Here is a 15,037-nt window from a genome sequence, read left to right as displayed (position 1 = left end):
GCTCAGCCCGTCCGCCTCCGGTGGTGGAGGCCGGGACGCCGGTGCGGCGGCTGTTCCGGCGCCGGGCCGGGTGGTTTCGGTGCCGGGATGTCCAGCCGCCGGGGTTTGTCGCCGTCGAGGGTGACCGGTTCGCCGTGGTGGCGGATCGTCAGGGAGTCGCCGGAGAGCAGTTGGTAGGTGGCGTACCGGGGCCTGATCTCCACCCGCAGGCAGGTGCCGGACAGGCCGAGGTTGAAGGCGAGCCGGCTCAGGCGCTCGGGGAGGCGGGGGACGAAGCCGATGGTCGTGCCGTGGTGGCGCATTCCGCCGAAGCCCGCGACCAGCGCCGTCCAGGTGCCGGCGAGGGAGGCGATGTGGAGGCCGTCGCGGGTGTTGTCCTCCAGGTCCTCCAGATCCATCAGCGCCGTCTCGGTCAGATAGTCGTAGGCGAGATCGAGGTGTCCCACCTGGGCGGCGATGACGGCCTGGCAGCAGGCGGAGAGGGAGGAGTCCCGGACGGTGAGCGGCTCGTAGTAGGCGAAGTTACGGGCCACCTGGTCGTCGTCGAAGCGGTCGCCGCACTTGTACATCGCGAGGACCAGGTCGGCCTGTTTGACGACCTGTTTGCGGTAGAGGTCGAAGTAGGGGAAGTGCAGCATCAGCGGGTACTGGTCGGGTCCGGTGTTCCGGAAGTCCCAGCGCTGGTGGCGGGTGAACCCGGCGTGCTGCTCGTGGACGCCCAGCTCGTGGTCGTAGGGGATGTGCATGGCCTGGGCGGCGTCGCGCCAGGCGGCGCTCTCCTCGTCGTCGACGCCGAGCCGCTCGGCGCGGTCGGGGTGGCGTTCGACGGCGGCGACGGCGGCCAGGAGGTTCGCGCGGGCCATGAGGTTGGTGTACGTGTTGTCGTCGGCGACGGCGCTGTACTCGTCCGGGCCGGTCACCCCGTCGATGTGGAACGCGCCGTGGTGGTCGTGGTGCCCGAGGGAGCGCCAGAGCCGGGCGGTCTCCACGAGGAGTTCCACGCCGGTGTCGCGTTCGAAGGTGGTGTCGCCGGTGGCGGTCGTGTGGCGGACCACGGCGTCGGCGACGGCGGCGTTGACGTGGAAGGCGGCCGTGCCGGCGGGCCAGTAGGCGGAGCGCTCCGAGCCGTCGATGGTCCGCCACGGGAACGCGGCGCCCTTCAGGCCGAGTTGGGCCGCGCGCTCACGGGCGGCGGGCAGGGCGTTCTGGCGCCAGCGGAGGGCTTCGGTGACCGCGCCGGGCGCGGTGTGGGTGAGCAGCGGCAGGACGAAGGTCTCGGTGTCCCAGAAGGCGTGGCCGTCGTAGCCGGAGCCGGTGAGGCCCTTGGCGGGGATCGCGCGCTGTTCGGCGCGGGCACCCGCCTGCAGGACGTGGAACAGGGCGAACCGTACGGCCTGCTGGATCTCCTCGTCGCCGTCGACCTCGACGTCGGCGCGGGCCCAGAAGTCGTCGAGGCGGGACCGCTGTTCGTCGACGAGGCCCTGCCAGCCGCCGTACGCGGCGGCGGAGAGGGCGGCGTCGACCTGGTCGCCGACGGCGGGCAGCGAGCGGGTGCTCGACCAGCCGTAGGCGACGGTCTTCTCCACGCGCAGCCGCTCGCCGGGCTTCAGGACGGTGGTGGCGGTGAGGCGGGCGACGTCGTCCCTGCTCTCGCCGCTGGTGGTGATCTCGCCGGGACCGGTGACGACGTGGTCGGCGGCGGCACCGACCCGCAGGCCGCTGCGCCGGGTGCGGTGGACGAGCCGGAGCCGCGTCCCGTCCGCGAAGTGCTCCTCCGGTTCCAGCGGCGCCTTCAGGGCGACGGCGGCCCGTGGATCGCCCTTCCGCTCGGGCAGTTGCTCGTTGGCCACCAGCTCCGACTGGACGACGATCCGCGCCTCGCTGTCGACCGCCTCGACCTCGTAGGCGACGGCGGCGATCGCCCGCTGCGTGAACGACACCAGCCGGGTGGAGCGCACCCGGACGGTCGTCCCGGCCGGGGACGTCCACTCGCAGCTGCGGCGCAGGACGCCCGCGCGCAGGTCCAGGACGCGTTCGTGGGAGCGCAGCCGGCCGTAGCGCAGGTCGAAGGGCTCGTCGTCGACGAGCAGGCGGAGGATCTTGCCGTTGGTGACGTCGATGACCGTCTGCCCGGACTCGGGGTAGCCGTAGCCGGCCTCCGCGTACGGCAGCGGGTGGAGTTCGTGGACGCCGCCGAGGTAGGTGCCGGGCAGGCCGTGCGGCTCGCCCTCGTCGAGGTTGCCGCGCCAGCCGATGTGCCCGTTGGACAGGGCGAACACCGATTCGCTCTGCGGCAGGACGTCGAGGTGGAGGCCCCGTTCGCGCAGGGCCCAGGGTTCGACGCCGTACGACCTGTGCGTGATCACGCCCACTCCCCCAGTTCCGTCAGATCGGCTACGACGACGTCGGCGCCGTGGGCGCGCAGGGCGTCCGCCTGGCCGACGCGGTCGACGCCGACGACGTGGCCGAAGCGGCCAGCGCGTCCGGCGTCCATGCCGGCGAGGGCGTCCTCGAAGACGGCGGCCTCGGCGGGTTCGACGCCGAGGTCGCGGGCGGCGGCGAGGAAGGTGTCGGGGCGGGGTTTGCCGGGCAGGCCGCGCTCGGCGGCGACCACACCGTCGATCCGTACGTCGAAGAGGTGCTCGGCGTCGATCGAGCGCAGGACGTCCCGGCAGTTGGCGCTGGAGGAGACGACGGCGGTGTGCAGGCCGTGGGCGCGGACCTTCTCGACGTAGCGCAGGGTGCCGTCGTAGGCCTCGACGCCGTCGGTGCGGACGAGGTCCAGCAGGAGCTCGTTCTTGCGGTTGCCGAGGCCGTGCACGGTGGGTGCGTCCGGCGGGTCGTCGGGGGTGCCCTCGGGGAGGTGGATGTCCCGGGAGGCGAGGAAGGTGCGGACGCCGTCGGCGCGGGGGCGGCCGTCGACGTACTCGTCGTAGTCGGCGGCGGGGTCGAAGGGCCGGAAGGCGTCGCCGTCGCGTCGGCGCAGGAACTCGTCGAACGCCCGCTGCCACGCGGCGGCATGCACCACGGCGGTCTTGGTGATGACCCCGTCGAGGTCGAAGAGGCAGGCGCGGATCCGCTTGGGCAGGCCCAGTTCGGTCGGCTCGGTCGTCTCTGTCATGAGGGACGGGGTTCCCCGCGTGGCGGAAGTCAGTGGGCCGGGAGGGTGAGAACCGGTCATCGGCGGCTGATGCGGCCGCCGCCGTGGGCGCGGCCGAGGGTGTGGAGGTGTTCGAGGGCGTCGAGGACGACGGTGCGGTCGTACCAGGCCAGCCAGCGGCCCGCCTCGGCGCCGACCATCTCCAGCTCCTTGGTCTGAGCCTTCGTCAAATCCCCTACCGGGCACTCGACATGGACGGAGACGACGCCCACGCACCGGTGGGACTCGGTGGTCAGCGGCACGCTGTGCACGCCGCGGCAGCCCGCGCGCAGGATGGTCTCGCGGGCCGGTTCGGTGAACACCGGGTCCGTGGCCACGTCCTGGACGGTGACAAGTGCGGCCCTCTGCGCGGCGGCCGAGCAGGCCGTGCCGTCGTCGTCGACATGGGCGAAGAAGTCGACGAAGTCCTCCGTGAGCCCCGTGTGCTTCTCGATGCGCAGTCCGCCCGTGGTGCGGTCGGTGATCTGGACGTTGCCCATGTCGGTGCCGACGACGGTGAGCGCCTGGCTGAGGACCGCTCCGAGGACCTCGCTCCGGTTGGCGCGTCCGATGCGACGGGTCCGGGCCTCGTCGAAGCCGAGAACCGGCTCGGCGTGCCTGGCGCGGCCGGGAAACCACACGGTGTCCCGCTCGTCCGGTCGCGGAGCGCTCACCGCGGCCTCGGCCAGGGTGCGCAGTTTGACGTTGTACTGCTGCGAGGCCCGCTGGAGCAGCGCGAACGCGCTCTCGGCGTCCGGCAGCCCATAGCGTTCCCGCAGCATGCCCTGGGCCTGGGCGACCAGCGGCCGGCCCTCCATCCGGTTGCGCAGCTGCCGTACCTCCGCGCGCAGCCGCGCCAGTTCCTCCCGCACCGCCTCGCCTTCGCCGTCAGGCTCCGACCAGGGCCTCTCCGTCATCCGGCACCGCCCCCTCTTCCCTCGTTCTCCCTCGTTCCGACCGGCAGCAGAGCTCGTCTGCCCGCTCTCGGCCCGCATACGCCGAATCCGGTCTACCGTCGTCCGCATGCCGCTGACCTTCGACGACCTGCTGCACCGAGCCGCCTCCCTCGCCCGCCCCGGCCGCCGGGCCCTCCTCGGCATCGCCGGCAGCCCCGGCGCGGGGAAGACCACCCTGGCCGAGCGGTTGACGCGGACGCTCAACGGGGACGGCGAGCCCTGGGTCGCCCACGTCCCCATGGACGGCTTCCACCTCGCGGACGTCGAACTGGCCCGCCTCGGTCGCCGGGACAGAAAGGGCGCGCCGGACACCTTCGACGCGGCCGGGTACGCGGCCCTGCTGGAGAGGCTGCACGGCGACGAGGACGGCATCGTCTACGCACCGGGCTTCGAGCGAACCCTGGAGCAGCCCATCGCCGGCTCGATCCCGGTCCCGCCCACCGCCCGTCTGGTCGTCACCGAGGGGAACTATCTCCTCCTGCGACACGACCCCTGGCCCCGCGTCCGGTCCCACCTCGACGAGGTCTGGTTCTGCGACCTCGACGAAACCGAACGCGTACGCCGCCTCGTCGCCCGCCACGAGGAGTTCGGCAAGGCCCACCAGGAGGCGGTCACCTGGGTCGTCGGCACGGACCAGCGCAACGCCGACCTGGTGGCGGCGACCAGGCGTCACGCGGACCTCGTGGTGCCGGAGTCGGCGATGCCGAAGGTGGACGCCGGGACGTGAAACAGCCCGACGTCCTTGGGGGGGGCCGTCGGGCTGTCTTTCCGAGGTGGGTGTTCAGGCGTGCAGGGTCAGGACCGGTTCGCCGTTCTCGTCTCCCGCCGGGTCCCCCACCAGAGCCGTGAACGCCTCCGTGCGGACCGTCAGGCCCTCCGACCTGCGTGCGAAGGCAGGGGCGAAGGTGTCTCCTGAGCCGCCGTAACGCACCGCGAAGACGTTCAGGTCGTCCGGGGCACCGGGCGCCGGGGTCGCCTCGATCGCCGTGGAGGCGACGAGGTGGGACCAGCCCTCGTCGGGGTTGCCGTAGCCGCGGGGGTCGGCGGCGAGGGCGAAGGCGGCGAGTTCCTGGGTGGTGTCGCAGCGGGCGTCGAAGAACTCCGGGCCCTCGGCGGCCGGGTGGGTCAGACGGAGGTCGCCGGCCGACGTCACCTCGGCCTCCGCGATGCGGCGCAGGCCGCCGCCGTCGTCCGACACATACGGGAGGCCGGCGAGGAGGTACGGCTCGCCCGGGAGGCGTTCGACGGCGACCGTGGTCCACAGGCGGGTGCCGTCGGTGACGTACAGGGACTGGACATGGCGCAGGACGTGGTCGCGGGTGACGACCGGCTTGGTGACCAGCTTGGCCGTGAGGCCGTCGGTCCGGACGTCCCGGACGCGGGTCTCGCCCATGGGACGGCAGAGCAGGAAGCCGTCGACGACCGGGCCGAAGCCGTGCTGGCGGTTGACGGCCGCGGCGAGGAAGTACGTGCCGTCGGCCTCGATCAGGGACGGCGTCATCGTGGAGTCGAAGGCGACCGAGACTCCGCCCGCGCGCAGCTGGTGCCGGACCGGTTCGGTGGACGGGGTGCGGTGCCAGGGCGTGCTGTCCTGGATCTGCCAGACCAGCATCCACGCGAAGTGGCCGTCGACGCCGCCGTCGGGCTTGACCGCGTGCCGGCCCCAGCGGGTGTCGCCCCGGTAGCGGCCCAGGTCGGCGCCGATGCGGTGGCCGAAGTAGCGCAGGCCGAGGACCGACTCGAAGCCGGAGTGCTGTTCGCTGTAGCGCGGGCCGCCGTTGTCGAAGCCGCCGACCGTCAGTCGTGCGTCGATGTAGCGGGCCAACGCTTCCCCGTCCTCGGCGAAGATCTCCTCGCCGCTGACCAGGTGGGCCTTGGCGAGGAAGGACAGGGAGATCGGACCGTAGTTGTTGTCGTACGCGCCGCCGTGCTCCGGCGGGAGGAGTGCGCCCCGGTCGCGTACCCGGTGGGCGCGGATCTCCTCGAGGTACAGGGCGATCGCGTGGGCGCGGACCCGCTGTCCCTCCTCAGGCGGGAGGTGGCGGGCCAGCATCAGGCCGCCCACGACGCAGCCGATCGCCTGGTTGCCGGCCTCCTGGGGGTTGAAGAAGGTCGCCTCGGTCAGCCAGCGCCAGTAGCCGCGGCTCATCTCCCGTACGGAGTCGGTCTGTTCCTCGTCGAGGAGACCGTCCGCGAGGTCCAGGAGGTTGACCGCCTGGAGCAGCGCCCACACCGTGCTCGGCCAGTCGCCGATCGGGTGGGCGCCCGACGCCAGGGTGTAACGGGCGTACGGGAAGCCGGAGTTGCGCAGGCGCAGGTTCGGGTAGCCGGGGTTGTCGTCCGTGTAGACGCGCTCGCGGAGATGGAAGTCCGTGCTGCGGCGCACGGCCTCCGGCAGGCGCGGGTCCCCGGTGCGGTGCCAGGCGAGGGCCAGCAGCGAGGTGATGCCGAGGGAGGTGTCGCCGATGTCGTCGACGCAGTCCGGGTGTTCGAGGTTGCCCTCGGGCGTGATGCGCGCGAGGGTCTGCTCGACGACGTCGGCGAGGACCGCGTCGTACGCCTCGGGGGTGTCGGGCAGGTCGTGCAGGGGGCCGCGCTGGTGCGTGAGGTGCACGGGAGGGGACGTGAGGTGCACGGGGATCAGCCCTTCATGCCTGGGTGGCCATGGCGTGGTTCGTCGGAGTCACACGACAGGTGCGGGCCGGCGGGCGCGCAGTGCGACGGTCAGTGTCTGCGGGCCGAGTCCACCGATGTGGACACGGTTCCCGGTCGTCGCATCGGTGCCCCCCAACCACGGTGTGGTCCTGCCCCGGGTCGTACCGCAGTACCTCGCTCCGGCCCGGCAGGGCAAGCGGTTCGCCTGCCTCGATGTCGGCCTCGACCCGGATCTCGTCGTCACCGAACGGTACGCCGCGACCAGGGTCTTCACCCGGCGCGCCAGACCACGGTGCGGCACACCGGCGGGTTCCTCGTCGGGGCGGGCCGCGAGCGGGGCGGCCGGTCGGTCGGCGGCGTGGGCCGCCGACCGGACGCACTCGTGGTCGAGCGGGGTGGGCAAGGTCAGTCCTTCAGTCCGGCGTTGATGTCGGCGTTCATGACGTACTTCTGGAACACCAGGAAGACGACGATCAGCGGGACCATGGAGATGACCGATCCGCCGAGCAGCACCGACCAGTTGATGTTCTGCGCGCCGACGAGGCTCTGGATGCCGATCTGCACCGTGAACTTCTCGGGGTCGTTCAGCATCAGCAGCGGCCAGATGTAGTCGTTCCACCTCCACTGGAACGACAGGATGGCGAGCGTCAGCATGATGGGCCGGGAGAGCGGCACCATGATCCGCATGAAGATCGACAGCTCACGCGCCCCGTCGATGCGGGCGGCCTCGATGAGCTCGTCGGGGACCGTCAGGAAGAACTGGCGGAACATGAAGCACCCGGTCGCGGTGAGCAGGGCCGGGAGGATGATGCCGGAGAGCGAGTTGTAGAGGCCGAGGTCGCGGACCACCAGGAACAGCGGGGCGAGCATGACCTCGGCCGGCAGCATCGTGGTGGCCAGGATGCAGAGGAAGAAGGCCTTGAGCCATTTGTTGTCGTACTTGGCCAGCGCGTACCCGGTGCAGCAGCTGACCCCCACCGTGAGGATCGTCGCGATCACGCACACGATGATCGTGTTGATGAAGTACCCGGAGAAGTTGGCGCTTGCCCACGCTTCCTTGTAACCCGACACGGTGGGGTCGTCCGGGAACAGCGTCAGCGGAACGGAGAACAAATCTCCCGCCGGCTTCAAGGAGCTGAGGACGAACCACAGCACCGGCAGCCCGTAGAGGCCCGCCAGGACCCACAGCAGAGTCGTCGGGGCGATCGCGCGCCGAAGCCCGCCGCTCGCCGCGCCGCGGGACCGCTTCCTGGAGACGGCCGGCACGGAATCGGCGTCGGCCTTGCGCAGTGTGTCTGTGGTTGTCATCGGTTCTCCACCCGCCGGTTGACCATCATCTGGATGATCGCGACGGCCATCAGGATGAGCATGAGCACGAACGACGCGGCGCTCGCGTAGCCGATCTGGCCCGTCTTGAACCCCGTCTGGTAGATGTACTGGACAAGCAGGTTGTTCGACGTTCCGGGTCCACCGTTGTTGAGGGAGGCGAACACCGCGTATTCCTTCATCGCGTGGATGGTGTTGAGCAGGATGACGATGAAGGACGTGGGGGCGATGCTCGGCAGCGTGATGCTGATGAACTGGCGCCACGGACCGGCGCCGTCAAGCGCCGCCGCCTCGTAGTACGACGTCGGTACGTTCTTGATCGCCGCGATGAACAGCAGCATGGAGAAGCCCGTCCAGGCCCAGGCTGCCGCCACCACGACCACGATCAGTGACAGGTCCGCGTTCGACTGCCAGGGAACGGCGCTTCCGCCGACCTTCTCGATGAGGTAGTTGACCAGTCCGAAGTTCTCACCGAACAGCCATCGCCACAGGACACCCACGATGATGGGCGACAGCAGCCACGGGATGAAGAAGAATATGCGGGCGACCGACGTGCCCTTGGCGTGCTTGCTCACCAGCACGTTGGCGATGAGCAGCGACAACACGAAGTTCAGCGGAACGAAGAGCACGGTGTACAGCAGCGTGCGGGTCGTCGCGGCGTAGAAGGTCGAGTCCCCGAGCAGCTTCTGGTAGTTGTCCAGTCCGACGAACTGGAACGCCCCCACACCCGTGTAGTTCGTGAAGGAGTAGACGAGCCCGATCACCGCCGGCCAGACGAAGAACAGCGCGAAGAGCACGACATTGCCCGCGATGAGGACGAGCGGTGCGAGGGTGTACTTGCTTCGTCTCCTGGGCGGGCTCACGGACACGTCCGAAGCGTCCGAGGCGCGTTTTGTCATCTTCCTGACTCCGTGCTGGTGGAATGGGTCCTGGGGCTCAGGCCATGAGCCCGGCATCACGTGGGGTGGGGTCCGCGGGCCCGGGCGGCGGGGTCGAGACACCGCCGCCCGGGCCTGCCTGCCTACACTCAGCCGCCGACCTGCTGGTTGTAGCCGTCCACGATGTTCTGCAGGGCCTTGTCGGCCGACTGCTCGCCGTTGATCGCCTTGCCGAGCTCCGCCTTGGTCGGGTCGTCGGCGAGGCTCTTGCCCTTCAGCACCCAGTTCGTCTGCGCGCTGTTGAAGTAGCCGGAGATCGGGTCGTAGAGCGGGATGGACTCGTTGTAGAGCTTGAACGCCGCCTGCGCCGCCTCGGACTTGAAGGGGTACTTCGGGTTCAGACCGTTCTCGACCGGCAGGAAGCCGGAGGCCTCGCACAGCGCCTGGTAGTGGTCGGGCTCGTACAGCCAGGACAGGAACTTCTTCGCGGCGGCGGCCGCGTCGGCGTTGTTGTTGAAGCCCACCGTCATGCCGCCGCTGTTGACGTCACTGGCCTGCACCGGCTGGGCGGGAGTCGGAACGCTCGCCCACTCGAACTTCGTGATGCTCTCCGCGTAGGCGGCGACCTGCCACACGCCGGACCAGTAGGCGACGACGTCACCGCTCTGGAACATGGCCGACGGGTCGGCGCCGCTGGTCCACACCGACTTCGGCATGGTCTTGTCGTCGTTCCATCCGACGAAGGTGTTCACGGCCTTCTTGGTCGCCGCGTCCACCGAGAACTTGCCGGAGTCGTCGGCGTGGACGTACTTCCCGCCCATCTCGTACACCATGGCGCGCAGCCGGGACGGCGACTGGTCGAAGGTCAGGGAGTACTTGGCCTTGGTCTTCTCCCGGACCTCGTTCGCCGCCTTGATGAACTCGTCCCAGGTCCAGGTCTTGTCGGGCGAGGTCGGGTAGTCGACGCCGGCCTTCTCGAAGAGCGACTTGTTGATGAACATGCCGGAGGCGGTGACGTCCGAGGGGATGGACAGCACCTTCCCGGACGAGTCCTTGGCGACGAAGTTGGCGTTGATCTTGTTGGTCTTGTCGTTGGCGATGTCGCTGAGGTCGATCAGCTTGTTCGACCAGATCGGGTCCAGCGCCGGCACGGCCGCCACGTCGGGCAGCGAGTTCGCCTGCGCGGAGTTGCGCAGCTTCGTCGCGTAGCCGTCGTAGGGGATGTTGACGAGCTTGACCTTGACGCCGGTTTCCTTCTCGTACTGCGCCACCATCTTCTTCCAGCCCGCGTCCTGCCCCGGAACCGTGGAGATCCAGAACGTCAGCGACTTGGAGGTCCCGCCCGACTCGGATCCCCCTCCGCAGGCGGAGAGCAGAAGGACGGCTGCCGAGACGCCGGCAGCGAGGGGAACCAGGCGGCGCATTCCGCCGCGGCCGAGTCGGCGGGAGCGCCGCACACCCACAGTGATCATCTTCGATCCCTTTTTTCGGTAGGGGACAGAGCACGGCGCCGACCGAGGCGGCACGGGTGCAGTTTGCAGGAGAAGTTGCTTCCTGGGGCACGGCCTCGCCCGGCCGCGTCGTCCACGCGGGGCGGGATCCCCGGCCGTTCTGGCCGTCACCGCACGGGCACGCCCTCGTGCGGTTGCCGTACGTCGAGTACGGGCGGGAGGCTCGCCCCAAGCCGGCGTCCCGGCCGACTTAGAAAGCGCTTGTCCGGACATTGGCAGATGTCGGTGGAGTCCGTCAATGCTTCACCGTCGCGCCTGCGGTCACGGTTTGGATTCCGTGGGCCACGGCCAGCCGACTGGCGCCCACCACGGTGCCGCTGTCGCCGAGCGCGCTGCTCACGACCTCGGTGGGCCAGCTCAGCCGGGCCAGTTCGGCCCGAACGCCGGGCAGGAGCTGGGGATTTGAGCCGACGGCGCCGCCCAGGACGATCAGGCCGGGGTCCAGGACGGCGGTCGCGGCGGCGGCGAGCCGGCCCACGTCGGCGGCATGGCGGCCGACGACGGCGCAGGCCGTGGTGTGTCCGAGGTCGGCCAGCGCGAACAGCCCGTCGACGGTGTCGGGACACAGGCCGTCGATGTCCCGCCAGGCGTCCGCCGCCCGGCGGAGCAGGGAACGCGCTCCTATGTGCTCCTCCAGGCCCTCGTGGCGAGGTTCCCGGTCCGCGTCCCACGGGTAGGGCAGGCGGGCCACCTCACCGGCGGCGCCGTTCGCGCCGCGCAGCACCTGGCCGCCGATGACGACACCGAGGCCGATACCGACCCCGATCCGCAGATAGCCGAACGTGTCCCGGCCGCGGGCGGCGCCTTCGTGCAGCTCGGCCAGCGCGGCGCAGTTCACGTTGTTCTCGACATGGACGGGCACGCCCGGCGGGAGGGCGACGGTCAGGGCGTCGAAGATGGGTCCGGCCTTGGCGGTCGCCGGGCGCACGGCCGTGCCCCCCCGGCCCTGGGTGGTGACGTCGCCCACGGCGACGACGATGGCGCGCAGCGGCGCGTCGGCCGACAGCCCGGAGAGGGCGGCCGAGACCACGCCGACGGTGTCCGCGCGCAGGCCCGTGCCCTCGGCGAGCAGGGTGCCGTCCAGGGCACACACCCGCACCCGCGTGACGCTGGGGCCCAGGTCGACGGCGAGCACCGCGCCGGCGGCGCGACCAAGATCGTAAACGGCCGCTGACCTGCCGGTTCCGCCGGAAAGGGTGCCCGAGCGGGCGGCGAGACCGGCGGCCTCCAGCTCGGCCACGGCGGAGGAGACGGTCGGCTTGGAAAGGCGTGCCCCGGTGGCCAGTTGGGGGCGCGTGGCGGTGCTCGACGCGGCCAGTACGGCGAACACAGCGCGGGCGCTCTCGCTCAGTTGCATGCTCTCCCCAGTCCCTGCCGCGATCATCCGGCCGCACGGTCGTGCGGTAGCCCGGGTCCGAACCCTTGACTCACCCTTATTCGTTAGTTAATTTCCTAACGAAGTCAAGCGGTACTCGCCTGCCGCACCAGCAGAGGCCCGTCCCGGGGCTTCCCTAGCACCCCCCACAGACTCTGTGGGTCCAGACACGGTTTCGCCCAGCCGTCGCTGCGCCATCGCTACGCAACGACGAAAGAGGCCTTTCGTGCAGGACTCCAGGCCCGTCGCGGTCGGTATCGACGTGGGCGGCACCAAGACCCATCTCCGTGCTGTCACGGGGACGGTCTCCGTGGCCGATCACATCCGTACGAGCCGCGGCTGGCGTCCGCACGACCCGGTGGCCGCCACCCAATGGCTGGCCACGCTGGTCGGGGAGGCGCTGCCCGCGCACACCCTCCCGTCCGCCGTGGCCGTCGGCGCCCATGCCTGCGAGACACCCCGGCAGTGCGAGGGGATACGGCTCGCCCTCCAGGAACGGCTTCAGGTGCCGTGCCTGGTGGTGGGGGACGCCGAGCTGCTGGTGCCCGCCGCCGGATTCGACGCGGGGGTGGGCCTGGTCGCCGGCACCGGTTCGGTGGCCGTCGGCCGGTCCGCCGACGGCACTTCGGTGCAGGTCGGCGGCTGGGGCGCGGTCCTCGGGGACGAGGGCGGTGCCGCCGGTCTGGTCCGTGAGGCGGCCCGTGCCGTCTGGGCGGCGCACGACCGGGGCGAGGCGCCCGACGCGCTCGCCGACCGGCTCGTCGCCGCCTTCCAGGTGAGCGAAGTCCCGGCTCTGGGTGGGGCGTTGGAGTCCGCCAGAGATCTGTCCGCCGACTGGGGCCGGCACGCTCGCGTGGTGTTCGAGGCCGCTGAGGAAGGCTCCCTTCTCGCCCGCCGGGTGATCACCGACGCGGGCCGCGCGCTCGCCTCGCTCGTGGCGCGGCTCGCCGCCCGCGGGGTCGCCGTGGACGACGTGGTGGTCGCCGGCGGGACGATCCTGTCCCGGCCCTCGCTGTACTCCGCATTCGCCGAAGCGCTCTTCGACGTTGTACCGTCCGCGCGACCGCGTGTGCTCCAAGTACCGCCGGTCGAAGGGGCGTTGGCGCTGTCACGAACTCTCCTCCGACCGGTCACCCGCTGATCACCCCCCGGTCGCCGACCGGACATCAACAGGTCACACGCCAACTCCACGCTCAGCCCGCACGATCATCACCACCGCGAAAGGAGCGGCGCTTCATGCCGTCATCTGCCGAGCACCGCACGCTCAACCGGCGCGTCTTCCTCAGGAACTCCCTCGGCGTGTCGGCCGGCCTGATCGCCGCTCCGACCCTCTCGAACCTGTGGCAGGCCCCCGAGGCCAAGGCCGCCACCGCGTTCGCCGCGTTCGTCGACGACTACACCACCAACACCACGGCGAACCTCACCCCCGAGACCAACGCCGTGGTCCGCGCCCTCGGCGGCTTCGCCGAGATCTGGAAGACCGGGGACGCCTGGAACACCGGCGCCCCGCTGCAGCCGGAGATCCTGATCGCCAACATGCGCTACTGCGCGCGTGTCACCTCGCGGCGCACCGAGGCGCAGGCGCGCCAGGCGTTCATCACCGACCGGCAGCACCAGAGCTACTCGGTGATCACCGGTCTCGGCCCGCTCGCCGAGCTGTACAAGGCGGGCGCCATGGCGGTCACGGCGATCACCTCCGCCCCGGAGGGCACCCCGCCGGGCAAGATCAGCGACTCCGTCCCCGCCGACGCTCCCGCCGGATCCGCGAACGGAGCCGGGTCCACCACCTCCGAGCTCGGGAAGGTGGCCCAGCTCGTCAACACCGTGCGCGGTCCGTTCGCGTCGGGCAACCCGGCCAAGTTCTCCTACCAGTACCCGCGCCCCTGGCGGATGAACGAGAACAGCGAGGTGGTCGACACCGGCGAGACCGACGAGTTCGGCTACCCGGTGTACGACTCCGAGGTGATCGTCGTCCCGCAGCTGCTGCGCCAGCGCGCCGAGAACCCCACCGAGGACGGCGGCTTCCCCAGCGGTCACACCAACGCCCTCCACCTGGCGGCCCTGGCCTACGCGTACGCCGTCCCGGAGCGCTTCCAGGAGATGGTGACCCGCGCCTTCGAAGCGAGCCACGACCGGATCATCTCGGGCATGCACTCCGCGGTCGACGTCCTCGGCGGCCGGGTCATGGCCACCGCGCTCGCCGCCGCCGCGCTCGCCGACCCGAAGAACGCCGACCTCAAGGCAGCCGCGCGCAAGCAGGCCGCCGAGTACTTCCGGGCGAAGACGGGCACGACGGCCGACACGCTGTACGCGTACGCGCACTCGGCGGGCACCGACACCGATCCGTACGCAGACCGCCAGGCCAACGCCCGCCTGGTCGAGCCGAAGCTGACGTACGTGCTGACCCGGCACGGCCGCTCCGCGGACCTGACCGTGCCGAAGGGCGCCGAGGTCCTGCTGGAGACGCGGCTGCCGTACCTCGACGCGGCGCAGCGGCGCGAGGTGCTGCGCACGACCGCGCTGCCGTCCGGCTATGTGCTGCTCGACGGCTGGGAGCAGTGGGGCCGGCTCAACCTGTTCGAGGCGGCGGACGGTTACGGCGCCTTCGACACGGACGTCACCGTCACGCTGGACGCGGCGCTCGGCGGCTTCGACGCGGCCGACACCTGGCGCAACGACATCACCGGCTCGGGCGGTCTCGTCAAGAAGGGCAGCGGTTCGCTGACGCTGGCCGGCGCCAACCGGTACACGGGCGGCACCGTCGTGGAGGCCGGTGTCCTCGCGGCGGGCTCGAAGGAGGCGTTCGGCCGCGGTGACGTCCGGGTGAAGGGCGGCACGCTCAGCACGGGCGACCACACCGTCCGGGTGCGCGGCGGTTACGCGCAGGCCGGTGTCCTCGACGTGACGCTGGACCGGGGCACCGACCCGGCGCTCGTGGTGGACGGGCGTGCGGTCCTGGAGCGGGGCAGCAAGCTGGTGGTCCGCTTCGACGCCGGGCAGGCGCCGCGTTCCGGCAGCACGGTCGCGGTCATCGGGGCGCGGTCCCTGCAGGGCCGGTTCACCGAGGTCTCGGTGGCCGTCGAGGGCTGGACGGCCGAGCAGGTGTTCACGGCGCACGGTGTGTCGGTGCGCCTGCGGAAGAAGTAACTTCCTTCGCTGGTAAGGATGTTGGGGGTGGCGCGAGCCGCCCCCAACAG

The 15,037-nt window shown here is 70.9% G+C and carries 11 protein-coding genes and 1 pseudogene; 3 read left to right on the top strand and 9 right to left on the bottom strand.

What is annotated here, in order from left to right; translation table 11 throughout:
- Positions 1-2 precede the first annotated feature (2 nt).
- Genes JIX55_RS44815 through JIX55_RS44805 form a run of 3 tightly spaced genes read right to left on the bottom strand, consistent with a single transcriptional unit; the run spans position 3 to position 4,056 of the window.
- Positions 3-2,366 (bottom strand): glycoside hydrolase family 65 protein, encoded by a 2,364-nt coding sequence (locus JIX55_RS44815; RefSeq protein WP_257568950.1) that lies wholly within the window; start codon positions 2,364-2,366, stop codon positions 3-5.
- Complete coding sequence (locus JIX55_RS44810) at positions 2,363-3,121, bottom strand: HAD family hydrolase (RefSeq protein ID WP_257568949.1); 759 nt, start codon at positions 3,119-3,121, stop codon at positions 2,363-2,365. Before JIX55_RS44810 ends, JIX55_RS44815 begins: the two co-directional genes overlap by 4 nt.
- Positions 3,122-3,177: 56 nt before the next feature.
- Positions 3,178-4,056: an ANTAR domain-containing protein gene (locus JIX55_RS44805; protein WP_257568948.1), complete on the bottom strand. Its 879-nt coding sequence runs from the start codon at positions 4,054-4,056 to the stop codon at positions 3,178-3,180.
- A 106-nt stretch (positions 4,057-4,162) separates the two neighbouring features.
- Between JIX55_RS44805 and JIX55_RS44800 the strand changes: the two genes are divergently transcribed.
- Positions 4,163-4,822, top strand: a complete 660-nt coding sequence (locus JIX55_RS44800; RefSeq protein WP_257568947.1) for a nucleoside/nucleotide kinase family protein — start codon at positions 4,163-4,165, stop codon at positions 4,820-4,822.
- Positions 4,823-4,876: 54 nt separating this feature from the next.
- Here JIX55_RS44800 and JIX55_RS44795 read toward each other — a convergent pair whose 3' ends face one another.
- From JIX55_RS44795 to JIX55_RS44770, 6 genes and pseudogenes are all read right to left on the bottom strand, one after another.
- Positions 4,877-6,709: a hypothetical protein gene (locus tag JIX55_RS44795; protein ID WP_257568946.1), complete on the bottom strand. Its 1,833-nt coding sequence runs from the start codon at positions 6,707-6,709 to the stop codon at positions 4,877-4,879.
- A gap of 69 nt (positions 6,710-6,778) precedes the next feature.
- Positions 6,779-6,995: pseudogene (locus tag JIX55_RS44790) on the bottom strand (hypothetical protein); the annotation flags it as partial.
- 160 nt (positions 6,996-7,155) lie between these two features.
- The gene (locus tag JIX55_RS44785; protein WP_257568945.1) at positions 7,156-8,058 is read right to left on the bottom strand and encodes a carbohydrate ABC transporter permease; all 903 of its coding nucleotides are present in this window, start codon (positions 8,056-8,058) and stop codon (positions 7,156-7,158) included.
- Entirely contained in the window at positions 8,055-8,975 is a 921-nt protein-coding gene (locus JIX55_RS44780; protein ID WP_257568944.1) for a carbohydrate ABC transporter permease, read from the bottom strand. The genes JIX55_RS44785 and JIX55_RS44780 overlap by 4 nt, the downstream gene beginning before the upstream one ends.
- A gap of 128 nt (positions 8,976-9,103) precedes the next feature.
- The gene (locus tag JIX55_RS44775) at positions 9,104-10,426 is read right to left on the bottom strand and encodes an extracellular solute-binding protein (protein ID WP_257568943.1); all 1,323 of its coding nucleotides are present in this window, start codon (positions 10,424-10,426) and stop codon (positions 9,104-9,106) included.
- A gap of 274 nt (positions 10,427-10,700) precedes the next feature.
- A complete protein-coding gene (locus tag JIX55_RS44770) occupies positions 10,701-11,822 on the bottom strand; it encodes an ROK family protein (protein ID WP_257568942.1) in 1,122 nt (373 codons plus the stop codon).
- Between the two features lie 244 nt (positions 11,823-12,066).
- On the opposite strand from JIX55_RS44770, the gene JIX55_RS44765 reads away from it, so the two are divergent.
- Both JIX55_RS44765 and JIX55_RS44760 read left to right on the top strand, forming a co-directional pair.
- A complete protein-coding gene (locus JIX55_RS44765) occupies positions 12,067-12,981 on the top strand; it encodes a BadF/BadG/BcrA/BcrD ATPase family protein (protein WP_257568941.1) in 915 nt (304 codons plus the stop codon).
- A 95-nt stretch (positions 12,982-13,076) separates the two neighbouring features.
- Positions 13,077-14,987, top strand: coding sequence for a phosphatase PAP2 family protein (locus JIX55_RS44760; RefSeq protein ID WP_257568940.1), 1,911 nt, complete (start codon positions 13,077-13,079; stop codon positions 14,985-14,987).
- Positions 14,988-15,037: the final 50 nt, after the last annotated feature.

This window comes from Streptomyces sp. DSM 40750 (genome assembly GCF_024612035.1).
In the GTDB taxonomy this organism is placed as follows: Bacteria; Actinomycetota; Actinomycetes; order Streptomycetales; family Streptomycetaceae; genus Streptomyces.
This window is presented reverse-complemented; position numbering and strand designations above follow the sequence as displayed.

What these genes read in the sequence shown, in the direction of transcription:
- JIX55_RS44780 (WP_257568944.1), bottom strand. Translation starts at nt 8,975, where the DNA reads ATGACAAAACGCGCCTCGGACGCTTCGGACGTGTCCGTGAGCCCGCCC.
- JIX55_RS44770 (WP_257568942.1), bottom strand. Translation starts at nt 11,822, where the DNA reads ATGCAACTGAGCGAGAGCGCCCGCGCTGTGTTCGCCGTACTGGCCGCG.
- JIX55_RS44800 (WP_257568947.1), top strand. Translation starts at nt 4,163, where the DNA reads ATGCCGCTGACCTTCGACGACCTGCTGCACCGAGCCGCCTCCCTCGCC.
- JIX55_RS44805 (WP_257568948.1), bottom strand. Translation starts at nt 4,056, where the DNA reads ATGACGGAGAGGCCCTGGTCGGAGCCTGACGGCGAAGGCGAGGCGGTG.
- JIX55_RS44785 (WP_257568945.1), bottom strand. Translation starts at nt 8,058, where the DNA reads ATGACAACCACAGACACACTGCGCAAGGCCGACGCCGATTCCGTGCCG.
- JIX55_RS44760 (WP_257568940.1), top strand. Translation starts at nt 13,077, where the DNA reads ATGCCGTCATCTGCCGAGCACCGCACGCTCAACCGGCGCGTCTTCCTC.
- JIX55_RS44810 (WP_257568949.1), bottom strand. Translation starts at nt 3,121, where the DNA reads ATGACAGAGACGACCGAGCCGACCGAACTGGGCCTGCCCAAGCGGATC.
- JIX55_RS44775 (WP_257568943.1), bottom strand. Translation starts at nt 10,426, where the DNA reads ATGATCACTGTGGGTGTGCGGCGCTCCCGCCGACTCGGCCGCGGCGGA.